Origin of the sequence: Methylibium rhizosphaerae (assembly GCF_006386545.1) — a bacterium.
Lineage (GTDB): Bacteria > Pseudomonadota > Gammaproteobacteria > Burkholderiales > Burkholderiaceae_C > Pseudorivibacter > Pseudorivibacter rhizosphaerae.
In genome coordinates, this window is sequence record NZ_SWAR01000007.1 from 72,074 (window position 1) to 88,791 (window position 16,718).

Annotated in this window: 15 protein-coding genes; 12 read left to right on the forward strand and 3 right to left on the reverse strand. The window is 67.4% G+C overall.

Going from position 1 to position 16,718, the window contains the following annotated elements; all coding sequences use genetic code 11:
• Positions 1 to 3: 3 nt before the first annotated feature.
• Positions 4 to 930 carry an agmatinase gene (gene speB, locus E8D38_RS07830; protein WP_140627603.1) on the forward strand — a complete coding sequence of 309 codons (927 nt, stop codon included), beginning with the start codon at positions 4 to 6 and terminating at the stop codon, positions 928 to 930.
• 9 nt (positions 931 to 939) lie between these two features.
• Here the strand turns inward: speB and E8D38_RS07835 are convergent, their stop codons facing one another.
• The 3 genes from E8D38_RS07835 to E8D38_RS07845 are packed head-to-tail and all read right to left on the reverse strand — an operon-like array spanning position 940 to position 2,868.
• Complete coding sequence (locus E8D38_RS07835; RefSeq protein WP_140627605.1) at positions 940 to 2,040, reverse strand: WD40/YVTN/BNR-like repeat-containing protein; 1,101 nt, start codon at positions 2,038 to 2,040, stop codon at positions 940 to 942.
• A gap of 42 nt (positions 2,041 to 2,082) precedes the next feature.
• Positions 2,083 to 2,352: a MoaD/ThiS family protein gene (locus tag E8D38_RS07840; RefSeq protein WP_140627608.1), complete on the reverse strand. Its 270-nt coding sequence runs from the start codon at positions 2,350 to 2,352 to the stop codon at positions 2,083 to 2,085.
• A gap of 57 nt (positions 2,353 to 2,409) precedes the next feature.
• Positions 2,410 to 2,868, reverse strand: coding sequence for an Lrp/AsnC family transcriptional regulator (locus tag E8D38_RS07845; RefSeq protein WP_342779519.1), 459 nt, complete (start codon positions 2,866 to 2,868; stop codon positions 2,410 to 2,412).
• A gap of 184 nt (positions 2,869 to 3,052) precedes the next feature.
• On the opposite strand from E8D38_RS07845, the gene aptA reads away from it, so the two are divergent.
• The 11 genes from aptA (at position 3,053) to E8D38_RS07900 (ending at position 16,673) form a co-directional block, all read left to right on the forward strand.
• Entirely contained in the window at positions 3,053 to 4,372 is a 1,320-nt protein-coding gene (gene aptA / locus E8D38_RS07850) for an omega-aminotransferase AptA (protein ID WP_140627611.1), read from the forward strand.
• 43 nt (positions 4,373 to 4,415) lie between these two features.
• Entirely contained in the window at positions 4,416 to 5,738 is a 1,323-nt protein-coding gene (locus E8D38_RS07855) for an NAD(P)/FAD-dependent oxidoreductase (RefSeq protein ID WP_140627613.1), read from the forward strand.
• Between the two features lie 133 nt (positions 5,739 to 5,871).
• Positions 5,872 to 6,651, forward strand: a complete 780-nt coding sequence (locus tag E8D38_RS07860) for a gamma-glutamyl-gamma-aminobutyrate hydrolase family protein (RefSeq protein ID WP_140627614.1) — start codon at positions 5,872 to 5,874, stop codon at positions 6,649 to 6,651.
• A gap of 72 nt (positions 6,652 to 6,723) precedes the next feature.
• Positions 6,724 to 8,091: a glutamine synthetase family protein gene (locus E8D38_RS07865; protein WP_140627616.1), complete on the forward strand. Its 1,368-nt coding sequence runs from the start codon at positions 6,724 to 6,726 to the stop codon at positions 8,089 to 8,091.
• Positions 8,092 to 8,105: 14 nt separating this feature from the next.
• Positions 8,106 to 9,479: an aspartate aminotransferase family protein gene (locus E8D38_RS07870; RefSeq protein WP_140627618.1), complete on the forward strand. Its 1,374-nt coding sequence runs from the start codon at positions 8,106 to 8,108 to the stop codon at positions 9,477 to 9,479.
• 121 nt (positions 9,480 to 9,600) lie between these two features.
• Entirely contained in the window at positions 9,601 to 10,725 is a 1,125-nt protein-coding gene (locus tag E8D38_RS07875; RefSeq protein ID WP_140627620.1) for a polyamine ABC transporter substrate-binding protein, read from the forward strand.
• A gap of 30 nt (positions 10,726 to 10,755) precedes the next feature.
• Positions 10,756 to 11,865, forward strand: a complete 1,110-nt coding sequence (locus E8D38_RS07880; RefSeq protein ID WP_140627622.1) for an ABC transporter ATP-binding protein — start codon at positions 10,756 to 10,758, stop codon at positions 11,863 to 11,865.
• Positions 11,862 to 12,797, forward strand: a complete 936-nt coding sequence (locus E8D38_RS07885) for an ABC transporter permease (protein WP_181178981.1) — start codon at positions 11,862 to 11,864, stop codon at positions 12,795 to 12,797. Before E8D38_RS07880 ends, E8D38_RS07885 begins: the two co-directional genes overlap by 4 nt.
• A complete protein-coding gene (locus tag E8D38_RS07890) occupies positions 12,794 to 13,645 on the forward strand; it encodes an ABC transporter permease (RefSeq protein WP_140627624.1) in 852 nt (283 codons plus the stop codon). Before E8D38_RS07885 ends, E8D38_RS07890 begins: the two co-directional genes overlap by 4 nt.
• A 55-nt stretch (positions 13,646 to 13,700) precedes the next feature.
• Positions 13,701 to 15,146 (forward strand): DUF3138 family protein, encoded by a 1,446-nt coding sequence (locus E8D38_RS07895; protein ID WP_140627626.1) that lies wholly within the window; start codon positions 13,701 to 13,703, stop codon positions 15,144 to 15,146.
• A gap of 27 nt (positions 15,147 to 15,173) precedes the next feature.
• Positions 15,174 to 16,673 (forward strand): aldehyde dehydrogenase, encoded by a 1,500-nt coding sequence (locus tag E8D38_RS07900; RefSeq protein ID WP_140627628.1) that lies wholly within the window; start codon positions 15,174 to 15,176, stop codon positions 16,671 to 16,673.
• Positions 16,674 to 16,718: the final 45 nt, after the last annotated feature.

Here is a 16,718-nt window from a genome sequence, read left to right on the forward strand (position 1 = left end):
CTCATGACCGGCTTTGCCTTCCTGTCGAACTCCAGCTTCCTCAAGGTGCCAACGCAGGATGCGCAGCGGCCGTACGCCGTTGCAGGCATCGCCTGGGACGGCTGCGTGACCAACCGCCCCGGCGCCCGCTTCGGCCCCCGCGCCATTCGGGAGGCCAGCCACATGCTGTGCGACGGCACGCACTCCCACTTCAATGTGTCGCCCGAAGCGGCGCTTACCGACTTGGGCGACCTGCCCTTGCCCAACACCAGCCTCGGCGCCATGCGCGAGGCGATGCTGCCGCTGGTGGCGCCGCTGATCCGCCAGCACCACATGGCATGGATCGGCGGCGACCACTCGATCACCCTGCCGCTGCTGCGGGCGTATCGCGCCTGGCTGGGCCAGCCGCTGGCGGTGGTCCACTTCGACGCCCACTGCGACACCTGGCAAGACCACTTCGGCGAACCCAGCGGCCACGGCACCTGGGTATTCGAGGCCATGCAGGAGGGGCTGGTCGTCAAGGAGTGTTTCGTGCAGCTGGGCATCCGTTCTGCCGGACTGCGCGAAGCGCGTGAATACGTGCGAGACCAGGGCGGGCTGGTCTTCACCGCCCGCGACCTGCGCGGCCTCGAAAGCCCCGGCCAGCTCGCACCGGTGCTCGCAGCGATCACCGAGCGGCTGGCTGCCCACGGGCACCCGCCGCTGTATCTCAGCCTCGACATCGACTGCCTGGATCCGGCCTTCGCACCGGGCACCGGCACGCCGGAGCCTGGCGGGCTCACCACCAACCAGGTGCTCACGCTGCTGGAGGAGCTGGCGCCCCTGCCCTTCATCGGCATGGACTGCGTCGAGGTCGCCCCGCCCTACGACCATGCGGAGCTGACCAGCTATGCCGCGGCGAACTTCGTGTGGACCTACCTGTGCGGCCGCCTCGCGCAGGGCACCGCCTGAACTGCCGGCTCAGCCGAAACGCAGGGCGTAGACCGGTGGCAGGTGGGCCGACGCGCAGGTCCACGAATCGCCGCCATCGTCCGAGATCCACAGGCCGCCGGTGGTCGAGCCCATCGCCAGCGTCCGGCCACTGTCGTCGACCACCAGGCTGTGGCGGTAGATCAGGTCCCAGGCCGGTGGCGCCGGCAGGCCGCGGTCGATGACCTCGAAGGTCTTGCCGCCGTCGCGGGTGCGGCTCACCACCAGCTTGCCGTCCACCGGGATGCGCAGCGCATCCTTGGCCGCCGGCACGAACCACGCGGTGTTCGGGTCCTGCGGGTGCACCGCCACCGCAAAGCCGAAATCGCTGGTCACCTTGGGGTCCACCGCCTGCCACTCGTCACCGCCGTTGCGGGTGACGAAGATGCCGTTGTGGTGCTGGATCCAGAAGGTCTGCGGGTCCGCGGTGCACTGCACCATGCAGTGCGGGTCCTGGATGTCCAGGTCGCCCGCACGCTCGGGCGGCATGTAGTCGGCTCTGAGGTTGTTGCCGCCGAGCGTCCAGCTGGCGCCATCGTCGCTGCTGTGCCACACGCCGCCGCAAGACACCGCGAGCGACAGCCGTTTCGGGTCGCGCGGGTCCACGCAGATCGAATGGATGCCGGGGTGGTCGTAACCGCCGCCGAACCACTGCATGCGCTCGGGCCGATTCCACAGCGACTCCACGAGCTGCCAGCTGCTGCCCCGGTCGTCGCTCCTGAAGAGACCGCCGGGAATGGTGCCCGCCCACAGGCGCCCGGGCTGCGACGACCCGCCGGCCGCCAGGGACCAGATCACGTCGACCGACCACGGAGTCTTGTCTTCGCTCGTCTGCGGCTTGGGCGGAAAGGCGGGCGCGGCCACCTCCTCCCAGCTGGCCCCGCCGTCGCTGCTGCGGTGCAGCTTGGTGCCGAAGTGCCCCAGCCGCAAGGCCGCGTAGAGCGTCCCATCGCGTTCGTCGTGCAGCACCATGGTGACCGGCTCGCCCAGGAAGCTTGGGGCGCCCGGGCGCCAGCCTTCGGCTTCGCGAGCGAACGGGATCAGGCCCTTGCGGCTGGCCACCCACAGGCGGCTGGCTTGCTTTGCGGTCATCGGCTGTCTCCTTGAATCCGAATCGCCGAGCGCCGGCCGTCGTCAACCGCCGGTCAACGCCTGGAACACATGCACTTCGCTGGCTTCGCCGACCGGATCGCTGAGCCGGTCGCGGTCGCCCACGCGCCGGCCGTCCACGAACACCATGAGGTGCTTGCGCAGGGCGCCCTGCTCGTCGACCACATAGGTCCGCAGCCGTGGATGAGCCTCGAACATCCTGTCGAGCGCCTCTTTCACGGAGGCGGCCTCGAGCCTCGTCGGCGGCACGTCGACATGCCGGCGCAGATTGGGGGCGAGGATGACGGTGGGCATCGTCGAAGGCGAAGAGCGGCCAATCTGCCACAAGCCAGGCCCCAATGCCAGCCGTGGCTACACCTCGAGCGCCGTGGTCCGCTTCACCGTGCGCAGCACCAGCATCGAGTTCGACCGCACCACCCCCGGCAGCCGCGTCAGCACCTCGGCATGGAAGCGCTCCAGGTCCTCCGCATCGCCATAAGTGAAGCGGATGAGGTAGTCGTTGTTGCCGGCCACGTAGAAGCAGTCGAGGATGGCCGGCTCCTGCTTCACCGCCTCCTCGAAGCGGCTCAGGGTGTCCATCGACGTGCGCTCGACGTTCACGATGGTGAACGAGGTGCCCGCCTGCCCCACCGCCCGGGGGTTGAGCAGCGCGACGTACTGGTCGATGACGCCGGCCTCCTCGAGCTGCTTCACCCGCCGCAGGCAGGCCGAGGGCGACAGGTGCACCCGCTGCGCCAGCTCCACGTTCGACAGCCGGGCGTCCGTCTGGAGCACCCGCAGCAGGGCCCGGTCGGTTGCATCCAATTGCACGGTTGCTGGCTTGCTTCGCATTTTGTGCCTCAAGTGTCGCGTTCCGCGCAACTTTATGCGAAGAACCAGGGTAGGCCCAGCCTCATTGAGCAACCCTATTGCCCGCGCCCCCGCCTAGACTCGCCTTGATTTCCCTGAGACTTCTTTCATGCTTTGGAGCCCACCGGCCCCGAGGAGCGACGCGATGTACCAAGACCAAGACAGCCGACTCGACGCCTACTGGATGCCCTTCACCGCCAACCGCCAGTTCAAGAAGGCGCCGCGCCTGCTGACCCGCGCCGAAGGCATGTACTTCTGGGACCAGCACGGCCGCAAGGTGCTCGACGGCATCGCCGGCTTGTGGTGCGTGAACGCCGGCCATGCGCGGCCGAAGATCGTGCAGGCCATCCAGCAGCAGGCCGGCGAGATGGACTACGCACCGCCCTTCCAGATGGGCCATCCCAAGGCCTTCGAGCTGGCCGAGCGGCTGGTGGAACTCACGCCCGAGGGCATCAACCGAGTCTTCTATACGAACTCCGGCTCCGAGGCGGTGGAAACCGCGCTCAAGATGGCCATCGCCTACCACCGCGTGCGCGGCGAAGGCGCGCGCACCCGGCTCATCGGCCGCGAGCGCGGCTACCACGGGGTGAACTTCGGCGGCATCTCGGTGGGCGGGATGGTCGGCAACCGCAAGATGTTCGGCACGCTGCTGGCCGGCGTCGACCACATCCGGCACACCCACGACCCGGTGCGCAATGCCTTCAGCGTGGGCCAGCCGGCGCATGGCGCCGAATTCGCCGACGACCTCGAGCGCCTCGTCGCCCTGCATGACGCATCGACCATCGCCGCGGTCATCGTCGAGCCGGTGGCCGGCTCCACCGGCGTGCTGCTGCCGCCCCAGGGCTACCTGCAGCGCCTGCGCGAGATCTGCGACAAGCACGGCATCCTGCTGATCTTCGACGAGGTCATCACCGGCTTCGGCCGCACCGGCGCCAACTTCGCCTCGCAGCGCTTCGGCGTGACGCCCGACATGATGACCGTGGCCAAGGGCATCACCAACGGCTGCGTGCCGATGGGCGCGGTGTTCTGCAAGCAGGAGATCCACGACACCTTCATGACGGGCCCCGAGCACCTGATCGAGTTCTTCCACGGCTATACCTACTCGGCCCACCCGCTCGCCTGCGCCGCGGCGCTGGGCACCCTGGACACCTATGCCGAAGAAGGCCTGCTCACCCGGGCGGCCGAGATGGAGCGCTACTTCGCCGACGCGCTGCACGGCCTCAAGGGCCTGCCGCACGTGATCGACATCCGCAACATCGGCCTGGTGGGCGGCATCGAACTGGCACCGCTGCCGGGCGAGCCGGCCAAGCGCGCCTTCAACGTGTTCCTCGACTGCTACGAAAAGGGTGTGCTCATCCGCACCACCGGCGACACCATCGCGCTCTCGCCGCCGCTCATCATCGAGAAGTCGCACATCGATCACATCGTGGACACGATCGCGGACGCCCTCAAGCGCGCGGCCTGAGTCCTCACGACCGCCCACCGAGGGACTGCCTAGCGCCTACCTCATGAGCCTGCTGAGCGCCGATCGCGACCTCACGCGCCATTCGTACTACGCGGCCACCGCGCCGCGTGACGTGAGCTTTGCGGCGCTCGAAGGCGAGGTGCAGGCCGACGTGGCCATCGTCGGCGGCGGACTGGCAGGCCTGTCGGCCGCCATCGAGCTGGCCGATCGCGGCTTTTCGGTCGTGCTGCTGGAAGCCAGGCAGGTCGGCTGGGGCGCCTCGGGCCGCAACGGCGGCCAGGCCATCCACGGGCTGGCCTGCGACCAGGAAGAGATCGAAACCCAGCTCGGCCTCGACGAAGCCCGGCGGGTCTGGGCCATGTCGCTCGAAGCGCTCGACCTCATCCATGCACGGCGTCGGCGCTTCGGCATCGACTGCGAATGGCAGGACGGCTACCTCGGCGTGGCCGTCAACGCGAAAAAGGCCGGCGACCTGCGGCGCTGGTACGACCACACCACCCAGGTCTACGGCTACCCCCTCGCCTGGATCGAGCCGGCCGACATGCCGCGGTGGATCGCCAGTCCGCGCTATCACAGCGCCCTGCACGACGCCCGCTCGGGCCACCTTCACCCGCTGAAGTACAGCCTGGGGCTGGCCAGGGCCGCGGCATCGCTGGGCGTGCGCGTCCACGAACAGACGCCCGCCACCCGCCTGGAGCGCAGTACGCAAGCCACGGTGCACACGCCGCGCGGCCAGGTGCGAGCGCGCCAGGTGCTGCTGGCCGGCAACGTGTACCTCCAGGGCATCGCGCCGCAGCTGGAGGCGCGCATCATGCCGGTAGGCACCTATATCGTGTGCTCCGAGCCCCTCGAGCCTTCGCTGGCTGCATCACTCGTCCCCAGCCGCTCGGCGGTGTGCGACAACAACTTCGTGCTCGACTACTTCCGCCCCACCGCCGACCATCGCATGCTCTACGGCGGGCGCGTGAGCTACAGCACCATGACGCCGCCCAACCTCGCGGCCAGCATGCAGCGGCGCATGTCGGCCACCTTCCCGCAACTGCAGGGCGTGAAGGTGGAGTACTCGTGGGGCGGTTTCGTCGACATCTCCATGAACCGCGCACCGGATTTCGGCAGGCTGCCGCGTGTTGGTGCAAGCGCAGCTTCGAACGCCGCGGACGTGTACTACCTTCAGGGCTTTTCCGGCCACGGCCTCGCGCTCACCGGCCTCGCGGGCCGGCTGGTGGCCGAGGCCATGGCGGGAGACGCCTCGCGCTTCGACACCTTTGCCCGCCTCAGGCACCGGGCCTTTCCCGGCGGGCGCCTGCTGCGCATGCCGGCCCTGGTGCTGGGCATGGCCTATTACCGTTTGAGGGATGCACTGTGAGCCGATGCTTCGGGCGTCCCTGCGTTGACTTCGGCGTGTGCTTTGGCACACTGCTTGCACGAGTTGGAAGTACCTCTTCAACCATCAGTAAGCCCAACGCGCAGCGGTCAATAACCCAGTCGCAGCAAGCCCAATGAGTACCTCGACAACGCCCCGGAACCGGCCGATCGTGCTGATTCCCGCCTGCAACAGGATGATCGGGCACCATCCGTTTCACGTCGCAGGCAAGAAGTACATCGACGCCGTGAGGCTCGCCGGCTGCCTGCCGCTGGTGGTGCCGCTCGCCGAGTCTCACGAGGTCGATGAACTGCTCGACGTGGCCGATGGCGTGCTGCTCACCGGCTCGCCGTCGAACGTCCACCCCAGCCACTTCGGCGAAGACATCCACGACGATTCACTGCCGCTCGACATGGCGCGCGACGGCTGGGTGCTGCCGCTCATCCCGCGGGCGCTGGAGCGTGGCATCCCGCTGTTCGCCATCTGCCGCGGCGCGCAGGAAACCAACGTCGCGCTCGGTGGTTCGCTGCACCAGGCCGTGCAGGAAGTGAGCGGCAAGCGCGATCACCGCAGCAACGACGACGAACCGGTCGAGAAGCAGTACGGCGTGTCCCACCCGGTGCACGTCGAGCCCGGCGGCCTGCTCGAGAAGATCCTGGGCCTGCGCGAATTCCAGGTGAACAGCCTGCACGGCCAGGGCGTCAACCGCCTGGCCAGCGGCCTGCGCGTCGAGGCGCTCGCTCCCGACGGCCTCGTCGAGGCCTTCTCCAAGCCCGGCGCCGCCGGCTTCAACCTGTGCCTGCAATGGCACCCCGAATGGCAGGCGGCCAACAACCCGGTGTCGCTGAAGCTGTTCAAGGCCTTCGGCGAGGCCTGCCAGGACTACCGAGACCGCCACCGTCCCCCATCCCGTTGAACCGCGCCTCACGGCACGTCCGCCGGTGCGCGCGGCATGCGCCCGGCCCTTCACAACGTTCAGGGGTCTCACATGGTCGTCAAGGACAGTTTCACTTTCAGCGAGCTCGAGCAATGGCTGAATGAGCGTCGCGTCACCGAAATCGAATGCCTGGTGCCGGACCTCACCGGCGTGGCGCGCGGCAAGATCCTGCCGCGCGAGAAGTTCACCGAAGACCGCGGCATGCGGCTGCCCGAGGCGATCGTCGCGATCGGCGTGACCGGTGAATTCCCCGAAGAGGGCCCGTACTACGACGTCATCACGCCCACCGACCGCGACATGCACCTGAAGCCCGACCCGGCCACGGTGCGCATCGTGCCGTGGGCAGTGGACCCGACCGCCCAAGTGATCCACGACTGCTTCGACCGCGACGGCAAGCTCATCCCGTATGCGCCGCGCTCGGTGCTGCGCCGGGTGTGCGAGCTGTTCGACGCCGAAGGCTGGTCGCCCGTGGTGGCGCCCGAGCTCGAGTTCTATCTGATCGAGCGCAGCACCGACCCGAACATGCCGCTGCGCCCGCCCAAGGGCCGCAGCGGCCGCTCCGAAACCTCCCGCCAGGCCTACTCGATCGACGCGGTGAACGAGTTCGACCCGCTGTTCGAGGACATCTACGACTACTGCGAAAAGATGGAGCTCAACGTGGACACGCTGATCCACGAGGTGGGCGCCGGGCAGATGGAGATCAACTTCTTCCACGACCACCCGCTGGGCCTGGCAGACGAGGTGTTCTTCTTCAAGCGCACCATCCGTGAGACGGCGCTGCGCCACGAGATGTACGCCACATTCATGGCCAAGCCGATGGCCAACGAGCCGGGCAGCGCGATGCACGTGCACCAGAGCGTGGTCGAAAAGGCCAGCGGACGCAACATCTTCAGCAACGAGGACGGCTCGCCGAGCCCCGAGTTCTACTGGTACATCGGCGGACTGCAGCGCTATATCCCGGCCGCCATGGCGCTGTTCGCGCCGTACGTCAATTCATACCGGCGGCTCGCGAGGTCGATGTCGGCCCCCATCAACATCCAGTGGGGCACCGACAACCGGACGGTGGGCATCCGCTCGCCGGTGGCCGTGCCGGCGGCCCGGCGCATCGAGAACCGCGTGATCGGCGCCGACGCCAACCCCTACGTCGCGCTGGCCGCCACGCTGGCCTGCGGCTACCTCGGCATCAAGAACCGCATCGACCCGTCGCCGGAGTGCAAGGGCGACGCCTACCTGGGCGAATACCAGCTGCCGCGCAGCCTGGGCGAGGCACTGGCCAAGCTGAAGGACGAGCCGGACCTGCATGCGGCCCTCGGCCAGGAGTTCATCACCGTCTACACCGAAGTGAAGGAGATCGAGCACGAAGAGTTCATGAAGGTGATCTCGCCCTGGGAGCGCGAGCACCTGCTCCTCCACGTCTGACGGGAAGCACCACCATGAGAACCACCCAGCAATGGCAAGCCGCGGACGCGGCCCACTTTCTCCACCCTTTCACCGACTTCCAGGCGCTGGCGAAGAAGGGTTCGCGCATCATCACGCGCGCCGAGAACATCTACCTCTGGGACAGCGAAGGCCAGAAGATCTTCGACGCCATGAGCGGCCTGTGGTGCGTCAACGTGGGTTACGGGCAGCCCCCGCTCATCGAGGCGGCCACGCGGCAGATGAAAGACCTGGCCTTCTACAACGCCTTCTTCCAGACCGCCACGCCGCCGGCCATCGAGCTGGCCGAACTGCTGGCCGAAGTGACGCCGCCGCAGTTCAACCACGTGTTCTTCTCAGGCTCCGGCTCGGAGGGCAACGACACCATCGTGCGCATGGTGCGCCGCTACTGGGACGTGCTCGGCCAGCCCGAGCGGCAGGTGATCATCAGCCGCAGGAACGGCTACCACGGCTCCACCATGGCCGGCGCCTCGCTGGGCGGCATGAGCGGCATGCATGCCCAGGGCGGCCTGCCCATTCCCGGCATCACGCACATCGAGCAGCCCTACTGGTACCAGCTGGGCCGCGAGATGGGCAAGGAGGAATTCGGCCGCGTGGCCGCGAGCTGGCTCGAAGACAAGATCCTGGAGGTCGGCCCCGAGAAGGTGGCGGCTTTCATCGGCGAGCCGGTGCAGGGCGCGGGCGGCGTGATCATCCCGCCCGACACCTATTGGCCGGCGGTGCAGGCCATCTGCAACAAGTACGGCATCCTGCTGGTGTCCGACGAAGTCATCTGCGGCTTCGGCCGCACCGGCCACTGGTTCGGCTGCGAGCGCTTCGGCACCGAGCCCGACCTGATGACCTTCGCCAAGGGCGTGACCTCCGGCTACGTGCCGCTGGGCGGTGTGATGGTGGGCGACCGCGTGGCCAGGGTGCTCATCGAACAGGGCGGCGAGTTCGAGCATGGCTACACCTACTCGGGTCACCCGGTGGCCTGCGCGGTCGGATTGGCCAACATCCGGCTGATCCGTGAACTGGGCCTGGTGGAGAAGGTGCGCAACGAAACCGGCCCGCTTCTTGCGAAGCTCTATCAGGGCCTGAAGGACCATCCGCTGGTGGGCGATGCCGAAACCTGCGGGCTCATGGGCGCACTGTTGCTCGTGAAGGACAAGGCCCGGGGAACCCTGTTCCCACCCGAGCTGGCCGTGGGTATGGTGTGCCGCGGCCACTGCTTCGGCAACGGCCTGATCATGCGCGCGGTGGGCGACCGCATGATCGTGGCCCCGCCGCTGGTCATCACGCCCGAGCAGATCGACGAGCTCGGCCGGCTGATCCGCCTGTGCCTCGACAAGACATGGGCCGACGTGAAGGACAAGGGCTGGCTCGACTGACCGGGCCGCCCCGCGAACGAACGAACGAACGAACGAACGAACGAACGAACGAACGAACGAACGAACGAACGAACGAACGAACGAACGAACCATCGCAGAGCAACGACCGGAGGATTCAACGATGAAATCGACACGCTTGCGCCGCGCAGCCGCCGGCACCGTGCTGGGCCTGTGCGCGACTCTGCTGGCTGCCATGCCGGCCCTTGCGCAAGAAGAAGAGAAGGTTCTCAACGTCTACAACTGGTCCGACTACATCGCGCCCGACACGCTGGCCAACTTCGAGAAGGAGACCGGCATCAAGGTGCGCTACGACAACTTCGACAACAACGAGATCGTCCACGCCAAGCTGGTGGCCGGCCGCACCGGCTACGACGTGGTGGTGCCCTCGTCCTACTGGGCCAAGCTGCAGGCCGACGGCGGCCTGCTGCAGAAGATCGACAAGTCGCAGATCCCGAACTACAAGTTCCTCGACCCCGCGCTGCAGGAGCAGCTCGCCAAGCTGGACCCGGGCAACCAGTTCCAGGTGAACTGGTTGTGGGGCTACACCACGGTGGGCATCAACGTCGACAAGGTGAAGGCCGCCCTGGGCAGCACGCCCATGCCCGACAACGCGTGGGATCTCGTCTTCAAGCCGGAGTACATCTCCAAGCTCAAGAGCTGCGGCGTGAGCTTCCTGGACTCGGCCACCGAGGTGGTCCCGGCCGCCCTGCACTACCTCGGCAAGCCGGCCTACAGCCGCAACCAGGCCGACTACGGCGCCGTGGGTCCGCTGCTCAAGTCGATCCGGCCCTACGTCACCCTGTTCAGCTCGTCGGGCTACATCAACGACATGGCCAACGGCTCCATCTGCCTCGCGCTGGGATGGTCGGGCGACATCAACATCGCCCGCCAGCGCGCCATCGACGGCAAGACCGGCCAGAAGATCGAGGCGCTGATCCCCAAGACCGGCGGCGTGCTGTTCTTCGACGTGATGGTGATCCCCGCCGACGCGCCCCACCCCGGCAATGCGCACAAGTTCATCAACTACATCCTGCGCCCCGAAGTTCACGCCGGGCTCACCAACAAGGTCTTCTACGCCAACCCCAACAGGGAGTCGAAGAAGTTCGTGAAGCCCGAGGTGGCCAGCAACCCGACGGTCTTTCCGGGCGATGCCGACATGAAGAAGATGGCCGCGCCCGATGCGATCAGCAACGACATCCGGCGAACGATGACCCGCCTGTACACCTCGTTCAAGACGGGCCTTTGAGCACATAGCTCACTCACTGGAGGGAGGCGCATGGGAAACGTGGCAGCAGCCGCGCCGGCATTCCTGCAGATTCAAGACGTCGTGAAGGACTTCGGCGGCGGTTCGCTCGCGGTCAACCACGTCTCGATCGACATCGCCAAGGGCGAGATCTTCGCGCTGCTGGGGTCGTCCGGCTGCGGCAAGACCACGCTGCTGCGCATGCTGGCCGGCTTCGAGACGCCGACCTCCGGGCGCATCGTGCTCGACGGGCGCGACCTCGCCGGGCTGCCGCCGTACGAGCGGCCCATCAACATGATGTTCCAGTCGTACGCGCTGTTCCCGCATCTTTCGGTGTGGGACAACATCGCCTTCGGTTTGAAGCGCGACGGCATGCCCCGCGCCGAGATCGCCGCGCGGGTCGAAGCCATGCTGAAGCTCGTGCAGCTGGAGAAGTTCGCCAGGCGCAAGCCCCACCAGCTTTCGGGCGGCCAGCAGCAGCGGGTGGCACTCGCCCGCAGCCTGGCCAAGCGGCCGCAGCTGCTGCTGCTCGACGAGCCGCTGGGAGCGCTCGACAAGAAGCTGCGCGAGCAGACGCAGATCGAGCTGGTCAACATCATCGAAGAGGTGGGCGTGACCTGCGTGATGGTCACGCACGACCAGGAAGAAGCCATGACCATGGCCTCGCGCATCGCTGTCATGAGCGAAGGCCGCATCCTGCAGGTCGGCGCGCCGGGCGACATCTACGAAACGCCGGCCACCCGCTTCGTGGCCGACTTCATCGGCAACGTCAACCTGATGCCGGGGCGCCTGACCAGCGACAACCCCGACCACGTCATCATCGACTGCGCCGACTGCCGGCACTACGTGGGCCACGGCATCACCGGCACCGAAGGCATGGACGTGACGGTCGCCCTGCGGCCGGAAAAGATCTGCCTCACGCGAGCCGAACCGGCGGACAGCGAGTTCAACAAGCTTGCCGGGCGGGTGAAGGACCTGTCGTACTTCGGCAGCTTCACCGTCTACCACCTGCAGACGGCCAGCGGCGCGGTGCTCAAGGTCAGCCAGAGCAACGTGGAGCGTCACCCCGACGACGTGCTCACCTGGGACGACCAGGCCTGGGCGCACTGGTCGCCTTCGGCCCAAGTGGTGCTAACCCAGTGAAGCAGCGGCTGCCCTACCGCCTCCGGAAGACGCTGCGCGGCCGCACCGCCGTGATCGGCCTGCCGTATGCCTGGCTGCTGCTGTTCTTCCTGCTGCCCTTCCTCATCGTCGTGAAGATCAGCGTCTCCGAGATGGAGAACGTGAACTTCAGGAACCTCGTCACCTACGCCGACGGCGCGCTGCAGCTGACGCTGAAACTCGGCAACTACGTCTTCATCACGCAAGACGACCTCTACTTCAAGACCTACCTGTCGAGCCTGAAGTACGCGGCGGCCACCACGGTGCTGTGCCTGGCCATCGGCTACCCGTTCGCCTACTTCATGGCACGCGCACGCGCCACCGTGCAGCCGGCCCTGCTGATGCTCGTGATGCTGCCGTTCTGGACATCCTTCCTGCTGCGGGTGTACGCATGGAAGGGCCTGCTGGGCGAACACGGCTGGATCGCCGAACTGCTGATCGGCCTGCGAATCGACCATCTGCTGCTGGCCGGCGGGCTGATAGAGGCGCCCGGCAAGCTGATGAACACGCCGTTCTCGCTGGTGGTGGGCATGGTCTACACCTACCTGCCCTTCATGGTGCTGCCGCTGTACGCCAACCTCGCCAAGATGGACCTGCGGCTGCTCGAAGCCGCCAACGACCTGGGCGCCACGCCCTGGGTCGCCTTCTGGAAGGTGACGGTGCCGCTGTCGAAGGCCGGCATCATCGCCGGATCGATGCTGGTGTTCATCCCCTGCGTCGGCGAGTTCGTCATTCCGGAGCTGCTGGGCGGCCCGCGCACCTTGATGATCGGCCGGGTGCTGTGGGACGAGTTCTTCAGCAACAACGACTGGCCGCTCGCCTCGGCGGTGGCAGTGCTGATGATCCTGCTCATCCTCGTGCCGCTGGCGGTGTTCAGCAAGTACCAGGCAGAGGCACAGGAGGTGCGGCGATGACGGGTGCGGCGATGAGCCTGGCGAAGCATTTCGGCAAGGCCTGGCTGGCCGCCGGCTACCTCTTCCTCTACCTGCCCATCGCGGCGCTGGTGCTCTATTCGTTCAACGACTCGCCGATCGCCAACGTCTGGGCCGGCTTCACACTGAAGTGGTATGCCGCGCTGGCCGACGACCGCGAGATGCTGTCCGGCCTGTGGCTGTCGCTGCGCATCGCCTTCTTCACCGCCTGCGCATCGGTCGTGCTGGGCACGCTGGCGGCGTTTGCACTGGTGAAGTACCGGCGCTTCGCCGGCCGCACGCTCTTCAGCGGCATGGTCAACGCACCGCTGGTCATGCCCGAGGTGATCGTCGGCCTGTCGCTGCTGCTGATGCTGGTGTCGATGCAGCGCTGGCTGGGCTTTCCCGAGCGCGGCATGCTGACCATCTGGCTGGGCCACCTGCTGCTGGGCCTCGCCTACGCCACCGTGGTGGTGCAGGCCCGCCTGCAGGACCTCAACCCGCAGCTCGAGGAAGCCGCCATGGACCTCGGCGCGCGCCCGCACCAGGTGTTTGCGCTCGTCACGCTGCCCATGATCTCGCAGTCGCTGGTGTCGGCCTGGCTGCTCACCTTCACGCTGTCGCTCGACGACGTGGTGCTGTCGGCCTTCCTGTCGGGGCCGGGCGCCACCACCATGCCGCTGGTCATCTTCTCGCGTGCGCGCCTGGGCCTCCACCCCAGCGTCAACGCCGTGGCCACCGTGATCATCTTGCTGGTCGCCGTCGGCGTGGTGCTCGCCAGCTACCTCATCGCACGCGCAGAGCGAAAGCGCAGCCAGGAGATGGCAGCGGCGCAGCGTGCGACCCCCTGAGTCCTCCGATCCCGATCCGAACCCGAACATCAACCGCATTTCAGAGGAGAGCCCGATGACGACGACCCGCAAGCTCACGACCCTGACCCTGGCCCTGATGTCCGCCTTTGCAGGCACGCCGTCGGCGATGGCGCAATCGAACGCCGACCTGCTGAAGGAGCTCAAGGCCCTGAAGGACCGGGTCGAGCAGCTCGAGAGGCAGCTCAAGGAAAAGGAGGCGGCCCCGGCGGCCAAGCCGGGCAACGAGCTGCCCGCCGGCAAGCAATGGGGCATGACGCCCGAGCAGGTGCAGGAGTTCAACCGCATCGCCGTCAAGACCGAGGCGCTCGAGGACAGCCGCGACGCCATGGGGCTCAAGAACCTCAAGATCAGCGGCTACATGGATCCGACCTTCATCTACAACAAGAACCAGGACCGCGCCGGTTTCCAGTTCGTCAACCGGGTCGACGACGACGGCTACAACTACGACAACTCCTACTTCGGCGCCGCCGTCATCGACTTCCAGAAGGAAACCGACAGCGGCTCGCGCTGGCGCCTGACGCTCGCGCCCAACCGCGGCGTCGGCGCCGTGTTCGACGGCACGTCGATGATCCACGAGGCCAGCGTCTCGGTGCCGCTCACCGACCTGCAGACCCGCTTCATCGCCGGCCAGCTGCCCGACTGGTCCGGCTACGAATACCTGCAGCCCACGCTCAACAAGCTCATCACCCACAACCTGCTGTTCGACTTCACCCTGCCCACCGCCTACACCGGCGCCGGCCTGGAGATCACGCGCGGCAAGTGGATCTACAAGGGCATGCTGGCCAACATGAACGCCAGCAAGAAGCAGCCGGGCAACAAGGCACCGGTGTTCGCCTACCGCGTGGACTACGCGCGCGGCGAGTTCCAGGGCTTCGGCTTCGCGGGGGTGCACGGCAAGGCGGCCAACCTGCGTGCCGACGACGGCGTGGGCAACCCGGTGAGCGGCGACCCCTACGAGCTGCGCGACACGTCGCTCAACCTGTTCGAGTTCGACGCCTACTTCATTCGCGGCGACTGGACGGTGCAAGGCCAGCTCAGCCTCGGCCAGCAGAAGAACGCCGCCATCACCGCCGACCCGGTGACCGGCGAGCTGCGCGACGCGCGCTGGTGGGGTCTGTCGGCGCTTGCCGCCCACAAGTTCACGCCGCGCTTCGAAGGCATCGCCCGCGTGGACTACATCAGCAACAAGAAGAACGGCGGCGCCCTGCTCGGCTACAACTTCGCGGACGACCGCAACGGCATCGGCCCCGGCTGGGCCTTCGACGACGCCTCCGGCACATGGGTGCAGCCCGATACCGAACACGGGGTGAACCGCATGGCCTTCTCGTTCGGCCTGTCGTACCTGTTCAACCTCAACACCGTGCTGAAGGCCGAGTACCGCCTAGACCGTGCCAACGACCCGGTCTTCCTCCATGTGAAGGACGGCAGCTACAAGAAGACGAATCATCTGCTCGGCGCCTCGGTCCTCGTCAGTTTCTGACCCCCGCGCCTCCCTCAGGAAGCCACCATGAACAGATCCAGCATCGACTGGCACGCCCGTGCCGCTGCCGCCACTTTCGATGGCCGAGCCTTCATCAACGGCGAGCGCTGCGCCTCGGCCAGCGGCGACACCTTCGCCTGCCAGTCGCCCATCGACGGGCGCACCCTCACGCAGGTGGCGCGAGGCCAGGCGGCCGACGTCGACGCGGCGGTGGCGGCTGCCCGCGCCGCCTTCGAGGACGGCCGCTGGGCCCGCAAGTCGCCCGCAGCCCGCAAGCGCACCCTGCTCGCCTTCGCCGAGAAGATCCTCGCCGCGAAAGAAGAGCTGGCCCTGCTCGAGACGCTCGACATGGGCAAGCCCATCGGCGCCAGCCTGGGTGCCGACGTGGCCGGCGCGGCCCGCTGCATCGCCTGGTATGCCGAGGCAGTGGACAAGATCTATGACGAGGTCGCGCCCACGCCGCACACCGGGCTCGCGCTCATCACGCGCGAGCCGATGGGCGTGATCGGCGCGATCGTGCCGTGGAACTACCCGATGCTCATGGCCTCGTGGAAGCTGGGGCCGGCGCTTGCCGCGGGCAACAGCGTGGTGCTCAAGCCCAGCGAGAAGTCGCCGCTCACGGCATTGCGCCTGGCCGAGCTGGCCCTGGCCGCCGGCCTGCCGCCCGGCGTCTTCAACGTGGTGCCGGGCTATGGCCATGAAGCCGGAGAGGCGCTCGCGCTGCACATGGACGTCGACGCTGTCGGCTTCACCGGCTCCACGCGGGTGGGCCGCAAGATGCTCGAATACGCCGGGCGCAGCAATCTGAAGCGGGTCTACAACGAGCTGGGCGGCAAGTCGGCCTTCATCGTGTTCCCCGACTTCGACGACCTCGACCGCTGCGCCAAGGCGGTGGCCGGGTCCATCTTCTACAACCAGGGCGAGAGCTGCAACGCGCCGTCGCGCCTGTTCGTGCACGAGAGCATCGCCGACGACTTTGCGAAACGGGTGTCGGCCGAAGCCGCCCACTACCAGCCCGGCGACCCGCTCGATGCCACCAGCCCGATGGGCGCGCTGGTCGACGAGACCCAGCTGCGCACGGTGCTGGGCTACATCGACGCCGGCCGCAGCGAAGGTGCTCAGGCGCTGGTCGGCGGCCGCCAGGCCCGTGCCGAAACGGGTGGCTACTACGTCGAGCCCACCGTCTTCACCGGCGTGCGCAACGACATGCGCATCGCCCGTGAAGAAATCTTCGGCCCGGTGCTGTCGGTCATCCCGTTCAAGACCGAAGCCGAGGCCGTGGCCATGGCCAACGACTCCAGCTACGGCCTGCAGGCCAGTGTGTGGACCCACCACGTCGACCGCGCCCACCGGGTGGCGCGCGCGCTGCGGGCCGGCACCGTGCACGTGAACCAGTACGACGAGGACGACATCACCGTGCCCTTCGGCGGCTACAAGCAGTCGGGCAACGGGCGCGACAAGTCGCTGCATGCCTTCGACAAGTACACCGAGCTGAAGACGACCTGGCTGCGCATCAACCCGGCTTGAACGGGCTGCAAGGGCGTGCCCGCGGCGCCACAGCCGCCGCCGGCC